Source organism: Peribacillus aracenensis (assembly GCF_025175645.1).
Classification (GTDB): Bacteria; Bacillota; Bacilli; order Bacillales; family DSM-1321; genus Peribacillus; species Peribacillus aracenensis.
Genome location: NZ_JANZMJ010000004.1, coordinates 235633 through 256017, shown reverse-complemented (window position 1 = coordinate 256017; position 20385 = coordinate 235633). Strand labels below are relative to the sequence as shown.

Below are 20385 nucleotides of genomic sequence, written 5' to 3'. Positions count from 1 at the left end.
ATATTGTTTTGTATATGAAATACTTAATATGGAAAAATTATGATTTTGCAGAATATATCGATGTATAATTCTTTATTTGTTTTCATTTGTAATATTCGTTATATTTGGTTGTATCGAGCTTTTCTATTGATACGTCAATTAAGCTAGACTTCCACATAGTTTTATATATGTAAATATGCTTTAATTGACACATATACACTATTCTATTTTAAACAAATGATCTTCCAGAACTTCCAGAAAAAAATGTACATATACTGCAAGTTCTTCTTTGTAGGTATGAAGAAAGCTTTAATGAATGGGTTATATTCAGGAGGAAATGAGATTTATTTACAACGGGGGGAATTCTCGAATGGCAAGCGAAGAAAAAGAGAAAGAGAAATATAGCGCTAATTCATTGGTTAGAGGATTGGAAATCATAAAGCTCTTTAATGAAGTACAGCCGAGTTTGTCTCTTTCAGAAATTGCAAAACAACTGGGAGTAAGCAGAACGGTACCATATCGTTTATTATTCACATTACAAAATATCGGTTATTTGTCTCAGGATGAACATACCAAACGTTATAGTTTAACCCCAAAGGTTCTTGAATTGGGATTCAGCTATTTGAATAGCTTGAAGTTCCAGGAAATTGTCCAACCATATATGGAGAGCTTGCGTGATGAAATCGGAGCCTCCTGCCATCTATCCATTTTGGATGGGCAGGAAGTTGTTTATGTTGGAAGTGCCCCAATCAGAGGTGTATCCGCTGTCAATGTGAACATAGGTTTACGGCTGCCGGCACATGCATTGGCCAATGGAAAATTACTTTTGGCATATCAACCGAAAGAAATGTTAATGCAAATGTTCAAAATTTCAAACCTGACACCTTATACAGACAAAACACTCACCGCGCCGGGTGAATTTCAAAAACAGCTGGATTCAATCCGGCAGAATGGTTATTCGATGACAAGCGGGGAATTCCACCCTGGCATCCGTTCTGTTGCCGCTCCGATTTTTGACCGGACTGGGAAAGTATTAGCTGCCTTGAATGTCGTGGCAACTGAGTCTGCTTACCAGGAGGATTTCATCGATAAAATTGCCTTGCCGAAACTTTTGGAAGTTTCTCGGCAGTTATCCGTTTATATGGGATATAGCGGGGTAAAGCCGTATCAACACGAAGATGTCTGACCTTACCTGAGGCCCAATCTATTAATAAGTTAATAACCTTTTTCGAAAGTGTGGATCTCCCAATAGGGTATCCACACTTTTTTTTGTTTAAGAAAAGCGAATATTAGATTAAATCGTTATACGTTTATCCCGAAGCGCCAAGCGTTCGAATTATAAAAATAGTTTTAAATATTCTAAAAATTAATTGACATTGAAGCGGTTTCATTTTAGACTTAATTCATAGACAAAACATTGTTTTGCTTGTAAAACATGATTCGTTTTAGTAACAACCAATAAGGGAGGAATTTTAAAATGACAAAAGAAGCTTTTTCAGTGAAGGATTTTGAAAAAAAATATGTTGCCCGATTGAAAGACCGTTCGCTTGATTGGGATGTCTTGAAGTTCCAGGAAGAAATCGATCCCGCTTATCGACGCGCACAGATGAGATATATCGGACGTGGTGCCACTGCCAATAACGATACGAATGTAATTGCAGGTGAACATTTCACTTTAAGTACAATGGTGCTGCCTCCGGGATGTATCGGTCCTTTGCACCTTCACGACGATGTTGAGGAAGTGTTTTTCATTCTAGAGGGTGAAGTCACGGCATTAATTCAAGAGGATAGCTACAGCGAAGTGCATGAAATTAAATTAAGTGCGAGAGATTGCATCAGCAGCCCACCAGGGGTTTATCGGGGAATTAGAAATGACGGGGATGTGGAGGCGCGCATGCTCGTGATGTTAGGGGCAGTGAAGCCTAACTTACCGACATATCCTGAAGGCAGTGACCTGGAAGAACTGCGTAAACAGCGCGCTAAAGAAAGAGAAGCCATTATTAAAGACTGATTATTTAGCCGAAAAGGGCACCTGCATTATGAAAATTAATGAGGCGCCCTTTTCGATTAGATTGTTAAATATGGCCCATGCAATTTATCTAAGGGCCAATCTAAATTATGGGAGGTATAAAAAATGCTTGGGATTACTCATTTACGGCATATAAGCATGATAACTCCGAATTTCGATGATCAAGCAAAGTTTTATGAAAAGGTTTGGGGACTGGATAGAGTGGATGTTCCGGAAGAGGAGAATACGGTTTATTTCCGCGGGGCTGGACCGGAACATCATATTTTAAGCCTTCACAAGGGAGAAAAACGTGGTTTGCATCATATAGCTTTTGGGATGGTCGATAAAAATGCGGTGGATCGTGCAGCAGGGATATTACAGTCGAAGGGCGTTCGAATTATTGAACCGCCTGGATATTTGGATGAAGCAGGTGCCGGTTATGGCCTGCGGTTTATTGATCCGGAAAACCGCGTAATAGAGCTTTCGGCTTGGGTGGAAGTACAAACGTCTATATGGAGCAAGAAAAATGTTGATCCAGTGAAACTGAACCACGTTGTAATGAACACGAAGAACTTGGATATGATCGTCGAGTTTTACACGGATGTACTTGGGTTTAAAGTTACTGATTGGAGTGAGCACCAAATGTCATTCCTGCGATGCAACAGGAAACATCATTCCATTGCCTTCAATCAAGATGAGCATGCGTCAGTCAATCATATCGCATACGAGGTCGATTCCGTGGATGAACTGATGCGGGGAATAAGCAATGTGCGAAAAGCGGGCTTGTCAGAACTTTGGGGACCTGGACGTCATGGGCCTGGAGACAATATATTCTGTTATTTTCAAGACCCAGGCGGTTTTGTTATGGAGTATACATGTTATCTGGAAACGATCGAAGATGAATCGGAGTGGAGAGCACGTGTATGGAAACGGGTTCCGCATTTAATGGATCAATGGGGGATTGCAGGTCCGCCGAAACCAGAAGCCCGCAAAGCAATGGGAGGAGATCCCGATCCAGGCTGGGTTGATTCTCGGATAAATGATTCAATCATGGCGGAAAAATGAGGAAGATATTGATTTCCTCCCATTATTCTTGTGTGTAGTTAGGAAAAGCGTTTAAGGAAAATGGTTTAGAAAAGGAGTGACGAGAGTGGATTTAGGATTGCAAGGGAAAGTGGCTGTCATAATGGGCGGCACGTCGGGCGTGGGATTAAAAACAGCAGAAATGTTTCTGGCTGAGGGAGCGAAAGTGGCTATATGCGGCAGAAGTGCAGAGCGTATGGAGAGTGCACAAACACAATTGCTTTCATTTGGTGAAAAGGCAGATATTTTTGCATCAACATGTGATGTTACCTCAAAATCGGATGTGGATTCTTTCATTAATGGTACCGCTGAGAGGTTTGGCGGAATCGATATATTGGTGAATGCAGCCGGTCAAAGCGTGATGGGTCACTTTTTTGACATAACGGATGAGCAGTGGGAAGAACAGATTCAGTTAAAGTTCTTTGCCATCATATATGCCGTTCGTGCATCGCATCCTCATTTATTGAAAAGGGGAGGAGGGCGAATCATTAATATTAATGCAACGCTTGCTAAAGAACCTGAACGTCATATGGTAGCGACTGCAGCAGCAAGGGCTGGTCTCCTTAATTTAAGCAAAACCTTGTCTCAGGAATTGGCTTTTGACAATATATTGGTTAATTCAGTGAGTCTTGGATTGATCCGGACGGATCAATGGGAGCGAAGAAGATTGAAAAATGCGCCTGATATGGACCCGGATGAGTATTACGGAGACCTTGCGAAAAAACGGAACATCCCTCTTGGCCGCGTTGGTGAAGCGGAAGAAGTTGCAAGTGTCATCGTTTTCCTTGCTTCAGACAAAGCAAGTTATGTAGCGGGTTCGACGATTGAGACGGCAGGAGCGATCGGAAAGGCACTATAAATATATTACTAAAAAAGGTAGGATAACGAGATGAAAATACAAGAAGAACTAGAGTTTACGACCGCCGATTCCATCGTAAAGGAGCTTGTTCATGCAGGAGTGGAAGCTGCTTTCGGGATTGTCAGTATTCACAATATGCCGATCTATGATGCAATTCTTAGAGAAGGGAGCATCAAACTCATTTGTTCACGCGGTGAGAGCGGTGCCGTAAATATGGCTGATGGATATGCCCGCGCCACAGGGAAATTGGGTGTAGTGATTACAAGTACCGGAACAGGGGCAGGAAATGCTGCTGGTTCACTAGTGGAAGCATGGGCAGCTGGTGTCCCCCTTCTTCATCTTACCGGTGAGGTGGCTTCTTCTTATCTTGGTACAGGCAAAGGATACATACATGAGTGTAAAGACCAGCTTTCAATGATGAGAGGAGCTTGTAAAAATGCAGTGAGGCTTAGAAACCCTGACCAATCTGCAGCAGTGGTAAGGAAGGCGATCCAAGAAGCCTTAACTGCACCAACGGGTCCGGTTACATTGGAAATCCCGATTGACTTTCAATCGGCAATCATAGAAGATCTTTCACTCGAGGGGCTACGGGCCTCAACATCTGAAACAAATGCATTGCCATTTATTCCTGAAAAAGCCGTGCAAAAAATCGTAGGCGCACGCCGTCCTGTAATATGGGCAGGTGGTGGAGTCATTAGTGCCAATGCATCGCAAGAGCTGCAAAAATTAGCGGAACTCCTTGGTGCAGCGGTTATAACAAGTCAGTCAGGAAAAGGGTCGATTCCAGAAAACCACGAACAATGCATCGGACATTTTGCAGCATATGAAACAACAAAAGAGTTTTTAAGAAATGCAGATTTATTGATTAGCGTAGGTGTAAGGTTTAGGGGGAATGAAACATCCAACTGGAAAGTGCCGGTGCCACAAGAACATATAGCGATCGATGCGGATTGGCAGGCCATTAACAGGAACTATAAAGCCACGTTAGGATTGGTTGGTGATGCAAAAGGCATGTTAGCTGCCATCATTCAAAAACTCGAAGAACAATCAGTTCATGCGGAGCCTTCTTATTTAAAAGAAGTTCTTTCGCTTAGAAATGAAGTTCGCGCTCAACTCAGGGAAACGCTTGGACCTTTTGAGCAATTTGTAGATGGCATGAGGGAGATATTACCAGACGATACCATTTTAGTTCGTGATGTAACCGTACAGGCAAACGTTTGGGGCAGCCGTTTATTTGAAATCTATGAACCGAGAACATCCATTCATGCATCAGGCGGCGGAATTGGTCAAGGTCTTCCAACAGCAATCGGTGCCCAAATGGGGTGTCCGGATAAAACCGTTGTTCTTATGGCTGGAGACGGTGGATTTATGGTGAATGTCGGGGAAATGGTTACTGCAGCCGAAGAAAACTTACCAGTTATCATCGTATTGTTCGATGACTCAGGCTATGGGGTTCTTCGCAATATTCAATCAGCCGCATATGGTCGGCAGGTAGCCGTGGATTTATTGAGTCCTGATTTTGTGAAACTGGCTGAGTCCATGCATTTTGATGCTGTCCGTATTGGTTCTGGAGATGAATTCATATCCCAACTGAAAAAGGCGAAGGAAAGACGTAAACCCTCAATGATCGTTGTTGATATGGAAGCTGTGGGCCCTATGGCCAAGCCATTTGGCGGACCTCCAGGAGCTGCGGAAGCGTTCAAGCCCAAAAAACTATAAGGAGGATTGACAATGATTTCGACATACCCATTTGTTTCAGGAAAATACCTAGTTAATGGAGAATGGAAAGAATCGGCGGATAAAGTCGATGTAGTAAATCCGGCATATACATTGGAAGTAGTTGGCCAGGTGGCGAAATGCTCTGAAGAAATCGTGAATGACGCGATTGAAGCGGCAGAAAATGCTTTTGAAACGTGGTCTCGCTCTGATATCGGGGAACGGGCCAATCGGATGAACACTGCGGCAGAAGAACTCTCAAAAGTTATTGAGGAAAATGTTACAGTGTTTGTACGTGAAAATGGCAAAACACTTGTTGAAGCTAAAAAGGATTTACTGCGCTGTGTTGAAGTCATGAAGGGCTGTGCAGCAGAGTTACTTGATTGGTGGAAGCCTGAAGCGCTCCCTGGAAAACAAAAAGTCCAGATCCGAAGAAGGGCAAGAGGTGTCACGGCAATTATCACACCGTGGAACTCTCCAATGATATTAACCTTTAAACGGGTCATACCTGCTGTTTTGGCAGGCAATGCCGTTGTTGTAAAACCTGCAACGAATTGCCCGTTAACGATAATGACCTGTTTAAAAGTAGTTGCTGAACATTTTCCTCCAGGGGTCATCAATATAATCTCGGGATCAGGAAAAGCGATCGGCGACAAACTATGTTCCGATTCACGCGTACGGACTTTGGCGTTTGTCGGAAGTACGGAAACCGGAAAAGATATCATGCAGAAATCAGCTGGAAATCTGCAAAAGGTATATATGGAACTGGGCGGAAATGATCCTGCCATCATTTTGGAAGATGCCAATATGGATGAAGCAGCCATCAAACGTTTGAGGATGGGGATATTACGAGCAGCGGGTCAAGTCTGTTCTGCAGTAAAAAGAGTGTACGTCCATGAATCACGTTATGATGAGGTTGTGGAAAAGCTGACCAAAGAGTTTAGCCGGATGGTAATTGGTGATGGCATTCAGCCTGACGTGACAATGGGTCCATTGAATAATAAAGCACAATATGACTTTGTGAATGGCTTGATCGAACGTACCGCTAAATCAGGAGGAAATATAATCACGACTGGCATCCAGCTGAATCCGGAAACTTGGGATAAAGGTTATTATATGTGTCCTTCCATTATTACAGGCGTCGATCAGCAGAGCGAATTAGTTCGAGTGGAGCAATTTGGACCCATCATTCCAATTTTACCTTTCAATGGTATTGATGAAGCTGTAAAATTAGCGAATGATAGTGAGTTTGCCTTGCGTGCTTCTGTTTGGACCGAGAATGAAGATATCGCTGTCGAAATGGCAGATCGCCTTGAAGCTGGTGCTGTTTTCCATAATAATCATACCGTATTCAGCGACTTGGCTCTGGATTTCCCAGGATTAAAAGAAAGTGGTGTTTCCCGGGAAACAAGACATTGCGGGCTGGAATTTTTTGCGGACTCATACGGGTTTGCTGATTGAGGAAGGATGAAACTACATGAAATTAGGTTTAATCGGGTGCGGTAATATCGGTAAATTTCTGCTTCAGGCCATTAATAAGGACGGGCTTCTTCCAGGTGGGAAAATCGTTGCGATTTATGCCCGCCGTGAAGAAATCGCGGCACAACTAGCTGAAGAATTCAGGACTCAGCCATATAGTGATGTCGATGAACTCCTTCAATCCGATGTAGAATTAGTCATAGAGGCTGCAACGATCGAAGCAGCTGAAGAGTATGCATTGAAAGTGCTTAAAAGCGGGAAGGATCTCTTGCTGAGCAGCATTGGCGTGATGGCGAATCGTGCCTTTGAAGAACAATCAAATCAGATTTGCAAAATGAATAACGTGAATATTCTCCTTCCGTCTGGTGCGATTGGAGGTCTCGATGTACTTAAGTCGGCAAAGGCGGTGAATGGCCTTGAATCTGTTTGCATCACCACAAGAAAACCGCCAAACGCATTGCCTGCAGGTTCTACAGTGACAGAAGAAACGGTATTATTTGAAGGGTCTGCTGCAGAAGCGATCAAACAGTTTCCGAGAAACATTAATGTTGCGATTGTGCTGTCCATGGCTGGTCTTGGATCTGAAAAGACGAAAGTGAAAATCATTGCCGATCCGAATGTGTTAAAAAACAATCACCTGATAGAAGCGTCAGGTTCGTTCGGGAAACTGAAATTGGAAGTGGAAAATGATCCGATGCCAAATAATCCGAAAACGAGTTATCTAGCGGCATTAAGTGTTTTGGCTACTCTGCAAAATAAGGAAAAGAGCGTTCAAATCGGGTAAAGACTTATGGTGTAAAGCTTGGAAGGGAGAGAAAAAGTATGCTTAAAACTGATAAATCCTTAGAAGAAATGTCGAAACAGCAAGTTATTGACTATCTGAATGAAACGGTTAAACCAGAGGAAGGCGCTATACCTGCATACCTCCTTGGAGACCCAAAGGTTTATGATATAGAACATGAAAAAGTGTTTCTGAAAACATGGGTTTTTATCGGTCATGATTCTGAAGTACCCAACAAAGGAGACTTCATGACCCGTGAACTGGCTGGCTACTCGCTCATCATCACTCGTGATGGTGAAGGGGAAATCAGGGCGTTTTATAATATGTGCACACATCGCGGAATGAAACTATGCCGTGCAGATAAAGGAAACAAGTCATTATTTACGTGTCCCTACCATGGGTTTAATTTCAAAAACACTGGTGAGCTCGTAGGGGTGCCATTACAAAAGGACATATACGGGGGAAACCTTGACCGGTCGGAAATGGGCCTTCACAAAGTGAAGCTTGAATCCTATAAAGGTCTTTTATTTGGAACTTGGAATGAAGATGCAGAGCCGCTTGAAGAGTTTCTTGGAGACATTAAATGGTATTTGGATATACTCGTAGGTCGTGCAGAAATGGAAGTAATCGGGGTTCCGCAAAGATTCGTTGTCAATTCCAACTGGAAAGTTGGTTCCGATAACTTTGTTGGTGATTCCTATCACACGATGGTCACACACGGTTCCATTGCCAAACTGGGCATGGTTCCAAATGCTACCTATTCAAAGCGCGGTTTTCAAATCCATACAGATAACGGGCATGGACTGAACTTAGGGACACCTAACCCTGAATTCGCTTTCCCGGAAGAATTGAAAGAAGAATTTAAAACTAATTTGTCTGAAGAACAATATGGAGTGTTATCAAACTTAAAGAATATGATTGGGAACGTTTTCCCCAATTTATCATTTTTAATATCCCATACAAAAATCAAGGACCAATTCATCTCCAACACTTCAATTAGAATGTGGCGGCCAATCGGTCACAATAAAATGGAAGTGATCGCTTGGATGCTCGTGGAAAAGAACGCCTCCCAAGATTGGAAAGATAGATCAAGAGATTCATTTATATTGACCTTTAGCCCATCCGGTATTTTCGAACAGGATGATACGGAAGTGTTTACGGATATTACTGAAGCAGCCCAAGGCCCAATGCCTTTCCTAAAGAATTTAACCTACAATTATACAATGGGCCTTCATCGTGAACCAGTTGATTTTATAGGACCGGGTGTTGCTTACGATGATAAATTCACTGAAGCGAGCCAAAGGAATTTTTACAAATACTGGCTTGAGTTAATGACGAAATGATAAGCGGGAGGGGGAACGGAAATGAATGTGGAGAAAATGTTGCTCAAATGTGAATTTGAACAGTGGCTGTATGATGAAGCTCAACTATTGGATGATATTGAATTTGATGACTGGTTCGATTTAATGCACTCGAGCTTGCGTTATCAAATGCCTGTACGTGTAAATAAAGAAGGTGTGGAACGCCCGGATTATTCAACGGAAATGTTTACATTTAATGATGATATTGAGCTGCTTAAACTGCGCGTGGATCGTTTGAAAACGGATTATGCTTGGGCGGAAATACCGCCGTCAAGAACACGGCGTTTTGTCTCTAATGTACGCGTTAAAGACTATGTTGAAGGTGAAAAGGCAGTTGTAAAGAGCTATTTGCTTATCTATCGAAGCCGCAGCACGGATATTCAACATGATTTGATTTCGGGGGAACGAAATGATGAATTCATTTTCGAAGAAGGTAAATGGAAACTTTCCAAACGGATATTCATTGTTGATCAATCAACGATAAATACCAGAAATCTTGCTATCTTCGTATAATATTGACTTGGGTAAAAAGAGATAACAAGGAGGCTGGTTTCAATGGCAATGGCGTTAAAGGATAAAGTAGTGTTGATTACCGGGGGCAATTCAGGTATCGGAGAGGCTGTCACTAGACGTTTTATACAAGAAGGGGCAAAAGTCAGCATCATCGGCCGCTCGATAGAAACGCTAAAGAAAATGAAAGAGGAATTTGGTGAAGAGATTCTCATTAACCAAGGCGATGTAAGCAAATATGAAGACAATGAGAGGGCTGTACAGGCCACAGTCGAGCAATTTGGAAAGCTGGACGTTTTCGTTGCTAATGCAGGTGTCTTTGATGGATTTGCTAAATTTGCCGATGTAACTCCAGATGCACTTTCCGAAGCATATGATTTTTTGATCGATATTAACGTTAAAGGATCTTTTTTCGGTGCTAAAGCCGCTCTTGAAGAATTGCAAAAAACGAATGGCAATATTATTTTCACCGTATCCGGTGCCAGTTTTTATCCGGATGGCGGCGGGGTGTGGTACACAGCAAGCAAGCATGCCCAAATTGGATTGATGCGCCAACTTGCCTTTGAACTTGCTCCTAACATCAGGGTGAATGCTGTAGCGCCTGGCGGCACTCTGACAGCATTATCGGTCATTCCTCCCCTGCGTCCATTCGTTAAAATCGTGGATAATGAAACGAAGGCAAATAGCATTAAAAAAAGAAACCCTCTTCAGCTTGCACAGATGCCCGAAGATCATGTAGCCGCATATGTCCTGTTAGCATCGGACGCAGCGCGTGCAATTACCGGCGAAGTCATCTCCAGTGATGGAGGATTGTCAGTTCGCGGATTGGGTTGAGTTCATTTCAAAATAAACTATGGGAAGAAGGTTTATAAGTATGGCTGAATCACTATTGGGCAATAGGAAGATTAATCAACTCGCATTTGTTGTAAAAGATATTGAGGCTGCTAATCTAGCTTTCACAAGACTGCTGGGCATAAAGAAGGCAGAACCATTTCTAACCGGTGACAGTTCTGTTTCGAAAGTCACTTTTAGAGGTGTACCAACGGGATCACAATCCAAACTGGCTTTTCTGAATACACCAACCGTACAATTCGAACTTATACAACCCGATAAAAATCCAGGAACGATGCGAGAGTTCCTGGATGAAGTAGGTGAGGGGATTCACCATATAGCGTTTGATGTAGACTCTATCCAAAAGAGGCTGGCAATCATGGAGAATAGCGGCTACCCAGCTTTGCAAACAGGTGAATTCACTTCAAGTGACGGCCGATATGTATATGTGGATACACTGGATGATCACAAAACATTAGTTGAACTGCTTGAAAGTGCAGAGCCAAGAAAAACGGCATGGGAGAGACCGGAGGATGCAAGCGTTCAGCCGCTATTAGGGACCAACAAAGTGGAACAGCTAGCCTTAGTTGTAAAAGACCTGGATGCGGCTGCAAAGGCGTATTGTAAGTTATTAGGTATTGAAAGACCTCCCATCATTCATTCTTGTTCAACCGATATTACAAACGTGATATACAAAGGGAAGCCCACTGAAGGGAAATCAAAATATATGTTCATCGATACCCCGTTAATTCAAATTGAATTGATCGAGCCGGGCGAATCACCTAGTACGTGGAAAGATCATCTTGAAACATATGGTGAGGGTGTTCACCATATCTCTTTTGTCGTTAAAGACATGGAGGATAAAATGAAGATGTTAGAAGAAATGGGCTATCCGGTCATACAGACAGGTAACTTTTTTAACGGAAAAGGCCGATATGCCTATATGGATACCACATCGACCTATAAAGTCATTATTGAATTGTTAGAACGTTTTGATGAGTAAACATGTAACGATGGATCAATCAAAAGGTTTCAGCAGAGCACTTGTAAAGAAATAACGAACTCCAGTGGACATTAAATCGAAATCCTAGCCATTTACCCTCCTATTCAGCTGATTAACTTACTGTACTAGTGAAACCGTAAAAAGCATATACAAGGCAATGGGCAGGAAGTGGACTTCAACCATGGCCTTGTACGGTTGGCATAATAGTGACAAATTTAACAACAAAACGGAAAAAAATAATTGACAAACAATTCAGAATATAAATATTATTGAAAGGAGTTATTGGCTTTGAATTTTTTTAAATTAAGATGTATACATGTATGCAGATGGAAATGTTATTTTTTCTAGGGAGCAAAAAGTTAAAAAGATTTGTAAAAATTGGGGGCTGGAAAAATGGAGATATCCGGAAAAATAAACTTTGATTATAGCGCAGAAGTGATTTGGGAAGCCATGCATAATCCGGAATTGCTGAAGAATGCCATTCCAGGATGTCAAAACCTTTCATTGGTTGCAGCTGGCGAATATGATGTTGAACTTAAGCTTGGTGTTGCAGCTGTAAAAGGTGACTACACGGGAAAGGTGAAATTGAAGGACTTGGAAGTTCCTTATCAGTATATTTTAAATGCTGAAGGCAGCGGGAAGCCAGGTTTTGTTTCTGCTGAAATGGACTGTAAAATCATTCCTGATGGTGATGGTTGTCAATTGATTTGGGAATGCAACGCAGATATAGGTGGAATGATCGCTGGTGTGGGAAGCAGGGTTATTGGTGGTATTGCAAAATTCATGGCAGGTAAATTCTTTAAAGATATGGAGAAACAGTTAAAAACTCATCAAAGAATTTAATGCCGGTCATTCAAAGCATTTAAACGGTGTATCACGAATGGAGGGGTTCCTATCAAACCAGCTAAGTTTAATTACCTTCGGCCTTCGAGTTTGGAAGAAGCTGTACACTATTTATCAGAATACGGGGAAGATGCGAAGATTTTATCCGGCGGACAAAGTTTGATCCCATTATTGAATATGAGACTTTCAACGCCAAAATACCTTATTGATATAGGCAGGGCTGAGGGGTTGAGCTATATTCAAGAAGAAGGTGAATCACTGGTCATCGGTGCTTTGACGAAACACAGGGAAATTGAAAAATCAGAGTTGGTTAAGGAGAAGTGTCCATTGTTATCGGAAGCAATACGGTGGGTAGGCCATGAACAAATACGCAATCGGGGAACTGTTGGTGGCAGTATCGCCCATGGTGATCCATCTGCGGAGCTACCATGCGTTTTAACCGCTTTAAGAGGAGAAGTAGTCATTGCCGATGTAAACGGCGAAGAAAAAGTAAGCCCTGAAGATTTCTTCCTAACCTATATGCTTACATCCTTACAGCCGGATCAATTGGTTAAAGAGATTCGGTTCCCGATATTAAGGCCGACTAGTGGATCGGCATTTGTTGAAGTGGCCAGAAGGCATGGGGATTTTGGTTTGGTCGAGGTGGCTGCAGTAGTTGATCTAAGTGAAGATGGAAGTTTTTCTGAGGTTAAATTAGCCATAGGTGGCGTGAATTCTGTTCCTACAGCTTTAGGGGATGTAGAAAGGCTTTTGGTTGGAAAGGAACCGACTGAGGAAATATATAAGGATGCGAGTGTTTTAACAATGGAGATGATCGAACCTGAATCCGATCTCCATGGTACTGCTGAATATAGAAGGGAACTATCTGGTACGATGGTCATCCGGGCCTTAAAACAAGCGACCATTCGTGCACAAGGGGGCAGGGTGATGTGATGGATGGAGTTAAGATAAATCTAAAAGTAAACGGACAAGATATATCGAGGGAAGTAGACTCTAGATTGCTATTATCGGATTTTATCAGGGAGAGCCTGTACCTTACTGGAACACATATTGGCTGTGAACATGGAGTTTGCGGAGCTTGTACAATCCATGTTAACGGTGATCCCGTCCGCTCATGTTTAATGCTTGCAGTCCAAGCGGATGGATGTGAAGTCAAGACGGTGGAGTCACTTATCCAGGATAATGGGAAGCTTAATCACCTTCAGCAAGCATTTTCGGATAATCATGCCCTGCAATGCGGATTTTGTACACCTGGATTTTTGATGACGGTTTCAAGGTTCCTGGAAGAAAATTCAAATCCGGGTGAAGAAGAAATAAGAACATGCATTTCAGGAAATTTATGTCGATGCACCGGTTACTCCAACATTATTAAAGCTGTGAAGCAGGCTGCCCAAACTGTGTCCAATTAAGGGGGGAATAGGCATGACAAAATACGTTGGTCAAAGTGTTAAGCGGAGGGAAGATTATCGTTTGGTTACTGGTACAGGGCAATTCGTGGGAGATATCCGAATGGCCAATATGGTTGAAGCGGTCTTTGTCCGCAGCACACATGCACATGCCACAATAAAAGGGATTGATATCTCCGAAGCTCAGGCATTGGAGGGGGTGCATGCCATTCTCACCGGAATGGATATTGATGGAATCATAAAGCCTCTTGTCCAATTTGAATCACATTGTGCTTTGCCGCCAAATCTAGAGGAAGCGATCAATCCCACTATCCATTTTTGTTATGAAGATGTCCTGGCAAAGAATAAGGTGATGTATGTAGGGCAACCCATTGCAGTCGTCGTTGCAGATAACAGGTATGTGGCCGAAGATGCAGCAGATTTAATAAAAGTGGAATATGAAACGTTACCAGTGGTTGTCGATCCATTCAAGTCATTGGAAAAAGGCGCACCATTGATTCAAGAGCATTTACAGAATAACGTCCAGTCAGACTTCCATCTTACGACTGGAAATGTTCAACAGTCGCTTAAAGATGCAGATCATATTCTTAAGGCAAGAATCCGAACGCCTAGAGTTTCTTCCAACCCGCTTGAAACGAGGGGGGTCGTTTCCACCTATGAAAACCGTACAGACCAATTTCATGTTTATTCTTCCACTCAACTTCCTTTTGAAGTTAGAACATATATTGCTAGATCATTGGATTTGGTTGAACAGCAAATCAGGGTGACCGCACCTGACGTAGGGGGTGGTTTTGGCCCAAAAGGTGGTGTTCACCCAGAAGAAATCCTAGTTCCATATCTTTCGAAGTTATTGAAGAGACCTGTCAAGTGGGTTGAAGACCGTCTAGAACATATGACAAGTGCCCGCCATTCACGGGATCAAATCCATGATGTTGAGGTTGCTTATAATTTGGATGGCACTATTTTGGGAATTAAAGATCACTTCATTATAGATAGTGGTGCTGTAAATTATTTTGGATTAACATGTGCCTACAATAGTGCCTACCATTTAAGGGGAGCATATAAGATTCCAAATTATGATGTTACTTGCCAGATTGTCTTAACGAATAAAACACCAAATGTTCCATTCCGGGGGGCAGGAAGACCAGAGGTGGTTTTCGTAATGGATCGAATTATCGATATGGTCGCTAGAAGATTGAAAAAAGATCCAGTGGAAGTAATGCGAAAGAACATGATTCAAGCGGAGGATATGCCTTATGACCAAGGGATATTGGTTAAAGATGGTGCGAAGCTGATTTATGATAGCGGGGACTATCCCGCTGCATTGGATCAAGGGTTGAAAATGGTTGATTACGAAGGATTCAGAGAGCAGCAAAAAGAGTTGAAGAAGCAAGGAAAGCTAGTCGGTGTCGGCATTTCCACTTATGTAGAAGGAACCGGTGCTGGTCCTTTCGAAAGTGCCTATGTCACGATTGATGGTAGCGGTCAGGTCGTGGCATACCTTGGATCATCTCCGCAGGGGCAGGGTCACGAAACGGTATTCTCCCAAATCTGTGCGGATGAATTAATGCTTAGTCCAAATGATATTACAATAAGGGTCGGCGATACAACGAACTTGGCCTTTGGGGCCGGAACATATGCAAGCCGGAGTGCAGTGAATGCTGGATCGGCCATTCAAATTGCTTCAGCGAAATTAAGGGGAAAAGTATTGGCCGTCGCAGCTGCCATGCTTGAAGTTGAATCCTCGGATTTACAAATGGAAAATGGCAAAGTCTTTGTTAAGACCAATCCTGAAAAATGTGTGACCTATAAGGAAATTACTAAAGCGGCTCGTCCAGGAAACGGATGCAAGGTGCCTGTTGGAATGGAGCCAGGCCTGCAAGTCACACATTATTTCGTTCCGCCTACTGTTACTTTTTCATCTTCCGTACACATAGCCATGGTGGAAGTGGATAAGGAAACAGGTTTAGTCGAGTTGAAAGGATATAGTCTTGTTCATGACGCAGGAAAGGTCATCAATCCAATGATCGTGGATGGTCAAGTGCAGGGTGGCATAGCCCAGGGAATTGGTGCAGCTCTATATGAAGAAGTCGTTTACGATGAGAAAGGCCAACTTTTGACCGGATCTTATATGGATTATTTATTGCCGACATCCATGGAAATCCCGACTGTAGAAAAGTCCCATCAAGAATTCCTCTCTACCAGGAATCCACTTGGCATCAAGGGAGTAGGTGAAGGTGGAGCCATTTCCCCGCCTGCAGCCATTGCGAATGCGGTTGTTGATGCGCTTGATCCATTAGAAATCACGATCAATCAATTGCCCATTAGCCCAAGCAAACTCCGTAATTGGATTAAGGAAGCGGAAAGTAAAAAGTTCAAAATCGAAATAGGTTAAAAAATTCGTTTAGCAGTTCAGATTCATTGTTGATGGATTACACCCTATACCATGACAGAAAGACAGACAAGCATGAAAATGGAAGGTGTAAATAGGGGATTACACTAGTTACGAAAATTTTCATGATAATAGGGGCTGATTTTTTTGAATAATTTAAATCCACAACTGCATGATCCATCGGGCAAAATGACGAATACCCGTTGGTTCTTCACGGCTTTTCCTTTGCTTGTTCTTTTCACTGTTTCCATGATGGATAAGGCAAATATTAATATTTTGCTTGCCAACAAGCCTTTTCTAACTGATTTGGGTATTGACGGTAATTTAGTGAAAGGAACACTTAGCAGCATATTTTTAGTGACTTATGCTTTTGGTCAATTGGCTTGGGGCTTTATCGTTGATAAGATAGGTGCACTGCGCAGCGGTTTCATCGGGATAGCTCTGTGGGCATTTGCGATGGTTTTAGGTGGAATGGCCGATTCCATCAGTGCGATTTTATGGTCCAGGGCCATATTGGGAATCGGTGAAGGAGTCCTGTATCCAATGGCATTGAAATTGACCTCAAGCTGGTTCCCGCAGAATGAACAAGCAAAGGCACAGACAACTTGGTATAACGGAAATGCGATAGGACCGGTTCTTGGGCTTCCGCTAATAGCAATCATAGCCTCCACATATGGCTGGCGGGAAAGCTACTTCATACTTGCGTCATTATCTGTCGTTTGTTTGATTTTATTCTTGATCATGACAAGAGATAATCCGGCTAAGCATTATGCGGTTAATTCAATGGAATTAAACTATATTCAAAGTAATCAAAAAGTGGGGGGAACTCCAACAGCAAGTAAAGATAATGTTAAAGCGGTTCTTGCGAGTCCGATGTTCTGGATCTTAACGATTGTTTATTCTTGCATTTCCATTGCCTACTATGGGATTTCGACCTTTTTACCAAGTTATTTGACAGAAGAAAAAGGGATTGCTTTTGTAAATTCCGCTGTTATAAATGCCGGTGGATTCGCATTAGCCATTGTTGTACAAGTGGTGGCTGGGTTTCTATCCGATCGATTCATGAAGAGGGCGATTTTTGTAGGCGGGGCATGTGGGCTTATCATCATTTTCATGCTTTTCTCCCTTTTCACTGCTAACAGCACAGTTGCTGCCGTCTTGAGCATTTTATTGATTGGTCTTTTGTTTATGCCAGCTGCGCTGACCATGACCATGCTTCACCGTGTCGCATCACCCGAGGTAATGGGGAGCATCAGTGGGGTTTTCGGCTGTGTATCTTATTTAATTGCAGCTCTTGGACCCATGGTTGTCGGTTTATTCAGTCAAATGAGCGGTTCATATAATGGCGGGTTTATTGCCCTTTTATGTTTTGTTGCCCTCTCCCTTTTTTTAAGTGTTTTCTTAGTCAGAAAAGGATATTAGTGCTCTGATTTAAATCATTGAAAATGAATGGGGAAGAGAGACAAATACGGCATTTTCGATTTGTCTCCCTTTTTCTGCTTCCCAATATGTGAATACCAGATTTAGAGGAGGGGTTAAGGATGTCAAGGTTACAAGAATTAAAAGACGTGCTGGAAAATATAAGTTCCGCATGGGAGCGGCACGAAAAAGCAGCAATGGTCATGCAGATAGGTGTCAAGGGTTCAGCATATAGACTTCCAGGTGCAAAAATGATGATGGCATCGGACGGCCGTATGTTTGGTACGATAAGTGGCGGATGTTTGGAAAGCGATTTATATGGCTGGGCGGAAAAAGCCATGGAATCCAACACTTGCGTTATACACCAATATGACTTGAGCGAGAATGAAATTTGGGGGTTGGGAATAGGTTGCAAAGGTAAATTGGATATATTTATCCTCCCTATTGACCCAGATGACGAATTCTGGATGATGACATATCAAATTGTCCAAAAAGGTCAGAGTTTCACCATGATATTGGATGTATCCTCCGGTAATGGTTTAATCGTCGATAAATATGGTAACCTCATTGGAAATCATGGAAGTGTGCCATCTGAAGTCGTTGAAAAAGCAAGGATGGTAATGGATACACAAACTCGGGCAGAATTGGTGAATCTGGAGGGAAAACGATATCTAATTGATGCTATTAAGCCCAGTGAACAATTGATTATTGCCGGGGCTGGCATGGATGCTGTTCCAGTTGTCGAATTGGCAGCAAAAGCAGGCTTTTCCGTAACGGTATTGGATTCACGCAAGAGTTTCAATAATGAGCGGTTGTTTCCATTGGCTTCGAATTTGCAAAAATGCCCAGATGAAATAGACCCTTCTGAATTTACTGGATCATGGTGGGTAGTCATGAATCATATCCAGTCAATAGATGAGAAAACCCTACAAGTGGCTTTGAAAAGTGCCCCACGATATATTGGGGTGCTTGGCCCAATATCCCGTACAACGGAAATGCTTAATACAATTGGAGCAGACTTCAACAGCGGTCCAATCCACTCACCAATTGGTTTGGATATCGGTGCTGAAACGATGGAAGAAGTTGCACTAAGTATTGTGTCGGAATTGATGTCTGTTAGAAATGGAAGATTTCCTGCACCCTTGCATGGCAAAGTGAAGATTCATGCTTAAAGTAGGCGCAATCATACTTGCGGCAGGCATGTCGATTCGAATGGGTGAACCTAAACTTTTACTTCCTTTGCGGGGCCAACCTCTATTTCGTCATGCCATTGATTCTATCCTTGGCAGCCCCGTGCAGCCCATTTATTTGGTTGCCGGTAAATATATAGAAGAAATCCGTCAATATAGTGAAGACTATCCAGAAATGAAGATTATTCATAATCCGAATTATGCTGATGGAATGTCCACTTCTCTAAAACTTGGAGTTCAATCCATAAAAGAACATGTGGATGCAGTCATGATCTTCCTTGCGGATCAGCCCCTTATTTCCCGTGTCATCATACAATCTTTAATAGATAAATATATTGAGTGTAAAGATGAAGGAGTGCGGATCGTTCGACCAAAATATAAAGGGGAAGTAGGACATCCGATACTAGTGGATGAAGTATTACTCAGTGAATTCCATTCAATAAATGGTGATCAAGGCGGTAAAAGCATCATCAAAAAATATGAGGCGGTGACAGAGACCGTTTCTTTTGACAATTCGATGTGGGGATTTGACATTGACACGCCTGAAGACTTCCAAAAAGTGAAATTGCATTTGGATTCATAATGCAAAACAGTTGATATGAAATAAATGATCCTGAATGGAATACCAAGTTCGGACGAATGCATCATTGGAAGGTTGGAAAAAGCAGCGGAACAGCCGGAAAAAGTGAGGGAAGGCCGATATAATCCCAGAATCGTTCGCAATGTTGCCTTGAAGAGTTATATATTAAAAGGGTTCCTACAATTGCGGACTGAATACTCGCAATTAGGCACCCTTTAATGTTAATTTTTATTCGGATACATGTTTTATGTAATCAAGATAATAATCATAGTTTTTTTGGATATGGATCGTGTTGACCTTTATTGCTTTTTCTACATCTTTGTCACGAATGGCATGGATTAGTTGTAAGTGCTCATTGTTTCGTTCCTCATACCAAGATTTATCAACCATTGTAACTTCTTCATTACGGGCCGATAAAAAGGAAATTCGAAAAGATAACCATAACGAATCCGTAGTTTTTTGGAGAAAGGTATTTCTCGAGTAGGAATATAATAAGCGGTGAAATTCAATGTTTGCTCGACTTGCCGCTATTCGGTCATTACTATTAATTGCTTGTTGCAGTTTATCCGTTGCCCATTCCAGTTTTTTTAATTCCTCTTCCGTAATTCCTTCACAAGCTTTTTGTATCGAATAGTTTTCGAGCATTTTCCTGATTTCCAATTCCTGCTGTAAAAGTTCAATATCCACATTGGAAATGACCATCCCTATACCAGGTTTCACCTGAAGCAAATTTTCCTGTTCCAATTTCCTCAAAGATTCACGAACCGGTGTACGGCTACAATTGAATTGTTGAGCGATATCATCTTCCGTTAAACGGTCTCCAGGCAAAAAAATCCCTTCAATGATCGCATTTTTTATAACAAAAAATATAGCTTCCCTTAAGGGCTTAGAAGAATAATGTTCTATTTGTTCTGTAATATATTGATAGTGATTGGTTTCCATGGT

At 42.2% G+C, this 20385-nt stretch carries 19 protein-coding genes; 18 read left to right on the top strand and 1 reads right to left on the bottom strand.

Annotated features, from left to right (window positions below; translation table 11 throughout):
* Positions 1-349: 349 nt before the first annotated feature.
* From N0M92_RS06950 to N0M92_RS06865, 18 genes are all read left to right on the top strand, one after another.
* Complete coding sequence (locus N0M92_RS06950) at positions 350-1165, top strand: IclR family transcriptional regulator (protein WP_260285049.1); 816 nt, start codon at positions 350-352, stop codon at positions 1163-1165.
* Between the two features lie 291 nt (positions 1166-1456).
* Positions 1457-1990, top strand: a complete 534-nt coding sequence (locus N0M92_RS06945) for a cupin domain-containing protein (protein ID WP_192204609.1) — start codon at positions 1457-1459, stop codon at positions 1988-1990.
* Positions 1991-2113: 123 nt separating this feature from the next.
* Positions 2114-3052, top strand: a complete 939-nt coding sequence (locus N0M92_RS06940; protein ID WP_260285048.1) for a VOC family protein — start codon at positions 2114-2116, stop codon at positions 3050-3052.
* Positions 3053-3137: 85 nt separating this feature from the next.
* Entirely contained in the window at positions 3138-3929 is a 792-nt protein-coding gene (locus tag N0M92_RS06935; protein ID WP_260285047.1) for an SDR family oxidoreductase, read from the top strand.
* 30 nt (positions 3930-3959) lie between these two features.
* Positions 3960-5648 (top strand): thiamine pyrophosphate-binding protein, encoded by a 1689-nt coding sequence (locus tag N0M92_RS06930; protein ID WP_260285046.1) that lies wholly within the window; start codon positions 3960-3962, stop codon positions 5646-5648.
* Positions 5649-5660: 12 nt separating this feature from the next.
* The gene (locus N0M92_RS06925; protein WP_260285045.1) at positions 5661-7106 is read left to right on the top strand and encodes an aldehyde dehydrogenase family protein; all 1446 of its coding nucleotides are present in this window, start codon (positions 5661-5663) and stop codon (positions 7104-7106) included.
* A 16-nt stretch (positions 7107-7122) separates the two neighbouring features.
* Complete coding sequence (gene nadX / locus N0M92_RS06920; RefSeq protein ID WP_260285044.1) at positions 7123-7908, top strand: aspartate dehydrogenase; 786 nt, start codon at positions 7123-7125, stop codon at positions 7906-7908.
* A gap of 38 nt (positions 7909-7946) precedes the next feature.
* Positions 7947-9248 (top strand): aromatic ring-hydroxylating oxygenase subunit alpha, encoded by a 1302-nt coding sequence (locus tag N0M92_RS06915; protein WP_260285043.1) that lies wholly within the window; start codon positions 7947-7949, stop codon positions 9246-9248.
* A gap of 21 nt (positions 9249-9269) precedes the next feature.
* The gene (locus N0M92_RS06910) at positions 9270-9779 is read left to right on the top strand and encodes an aromatic-ring-hydroxylating dioxygenase subunit beta (RefSeq protein WP_076371322.1); all 510 of its coding nucleotides are present in this window, start codon (positions 9270-9272) and stop codon (positions 9777-9779) included.
* Between the two features lie 42 nt (positions 9780-9821).
* Entirely contained in the window at positions 9822-10610 is a 789-nt protein-coding gene (locus tag N0M92_RS06905) for an SDR family NAD(P)-dependent oxidoreductase (protein WP_228467396.1), read from the top strand.
* A 40-nt stretch (positions 10611-10650) separates the two neighbouring features.
* A complete protein-coding gene (locus tag N0M92_RS06900) occupies positions 10651-11610 on the top strand; it encodes a VOC family protein (RefSeq protein ID WP_260285042.1) in 960 nt (319 codons plus the stop codon).
* Positions 11611-12003: 393 nt separating this feature from the next.
* A complete protein-coding gene (locus tag N0M92_RS06895; protein ID WP_260285041.1) occupies positions 12004-12453 on the top strand; it encodes a CoxG family protein in 450 nt (149 codons plus the stop codon).
* Between the two features lie 30 nt (positions 12454-12483).
* Entirely contained in the window at positions 12484-13386 is a 903-nt protein-coding gene (locus N0M92_RS06890; RefSeq protein ID WP_311202523.1) for an FAD binding domain-containing protein, read from the top strand.
* Complete coding sequence (locus tag N0M92_RS06885) at positions 13386-13862, top strand: (2Fe-2S)-binding protein (RefSeq protein ID WP_260285075.1); 477 nt, start codon at positions 13386-13388, stop codon at positions 13860-13862. Before N0M92_RS06890 ends, N0M92_RS06885 begins: the two co-directional genes overlap by 1 nt.
* Before the next feature lie 13 nt (positions 13863-13875).
* Positions 13876-16254 (top strand): xanthine dehydrogenase family protein molybdopterin-binding subunit, encoded by a 2379-nt coding sequence (locus N0M92_RS06880; protein WP_260285040.1) that lies wholly within the window; start codon positions 13876-13878, stop codon positions 16252-16254.
* A 144-nt stretch (positions 16255-16398) separates the two neighbouring features.
* Complete coding sequence (locus N0M92_RS06875; RefSeq protein WP_260285038.1) at positions 16399-17673, top strand: MFS transporter; 1275 nt, start codon at positions 16399-16401, stop codon at positions 17671-17673.
* A gap of 119 nt (positions 17674-17792) precedes the next feature.
* A complete protein-coding gene (locus N0M92_RS06870; RefSeq protein ID WP_260285037.1) occupies positions 17793-18842 on the top strand; it encodes an XdhC family protein in 1050 nt (349 codons plus the stop codon).
* Positions 18835-19443 (top strand): nucleotidyltransferase family protein, encoded by a 609-nt coding sequence (locus tag N0M92_RS06865; protein WP_260285036.1) that lies wholly within the window; start codon positions 18835-18837, stop codon positions 19441-19443. The genes N0M92_RS06870 and N0M92_RS06865 overlap by 8 nt, the downstream gene beginning before the upstream one ends.
* A 225-nt stretch (positions 19444-19668) precedes the next feature.
* On the opposite strand, the gene N0M92_RS06860 is transcribed toward N0M92_RS06865, so the two are convergent.
* Positions 19669-20382, bottom strand: coding sequence for a GntR family transcriptional regulator (locus N0M92_RS06860; protein ID WP_260285035.1), 714 nt, complete (start codon positions 20380-20382; stop codon positions 19669-19671).
* Positions 20383-20385: the final 3 nt, after the last annotated feature.

Bases quoted from the DNA above. Each gene is read 5' to 3' on its own strand.
- N0M92_RS06950 (WP_260285049.1), top strand. From the start codon at position 350: ATGGCAAGCGAAGAAAAAGAGAAAGAGAAATATAGCGCTAATTCATTG.
- N0M92_RS06945 (WP_192204609.1), top strand. From the start codon at position 1,457: ATGACAAAAGAAGCTTTTTCAGTGAAGGATTTTGAAAAAAAATATGTT.
- N0M92_RS06940 (WP_260285048.1), top strand. From the start codon at position 2,114: ATGCTTGGGATTACTCATTTACGGCATATAAGCATGATAACTCCGAAT.
- N0M92_RS06930 (WP_260285046.1), top strand. From the start codon at position 3,960: ATGAAAATACAAGAAGAACTAGAGTTTACGACCGCCGATTCCATCGTA.
- N0M92_RS06925 (WP_260285045.1), top strand. From the start codon at position 5,661: ATGATTTCGACATACCCATTTGTTTCAGGAAAATACCTAGTTAATGGA.
- nadX (WP_260285044.1), top strand. From the start codon at position 7,123: ATGAAATTAGGTTTAATCGGGTGCGGTAATATCGGTAAATTTCTGCTT.
- N0M92_RS06915 (WP_260285043.1), top strand. From the start codon at position 7,947: ATGCTTAAAACTGATAAATCCTTAGAAGAAATGTCGAAACAGCAAGTT.
- N0M92_RS06910 (WP_076371322.1), top strand. From the start codon at position 9,270: ATGAATGTGGAGAAAATGTTGCTCAAATGTGAATTTGAACAGTGGCTG.
- N0M92_RS06905 (WP_228467396.1), top strand. From the start codon at position 9,822: ATGGCAATGGCGTTAAAGGATAAAGTAGTGTTGATTACCGGGGGCAAT.
- N0M92_RS06900 (WP_260285042.1), top strand. From the start codon at position 10,651: ATGGCTGAATCACTATTGGGCAATAGGAAGATTAATCAACTCGCATTT.
- N0M92_RS06895 (WP_260285041.1), top strand. From the start codon at position 12,004: ATGGAGATATCCGGAAAAATAAACTTTGATTATAGCGCAGAAGTGATT.
- N0M92_RS06885 (WP_260285075.1), top strand. From the start codon at position 13,386: ATGGATGGAGTTAAGATAAATCTAAAAGTAAACGGACAAGATATATCG.
- N0M92_RS06880 (WP_260285040.1), top strand. From the start codon at position 13,876: ATGACAAAATACGTTGGTCAAAGTGTTAAGCGGAGGGAAGATTATCGT.
- N0M92_RS06870 (WP_260285037.1), top strand. From the start codon at position 17,793: ATGTCAAGGTTACAAGAATTAAAAGACGTGCTGGAAAATATAAGTTCC.
- N0M92_RS06865 (WP_260285036.1), top strand. From the start codon at position 18,835: ATGCTTAAAGTAGGCGCAATCATACTTGCGGCAGGCATGTCGATTCGA.
- N0M92_RS06860 (WP_260285035.1), bottom strand. From the start codon at position 20,382: ATGGAAACCAATCACTATCAATATATTACAGAACAAATAGAACATTAT.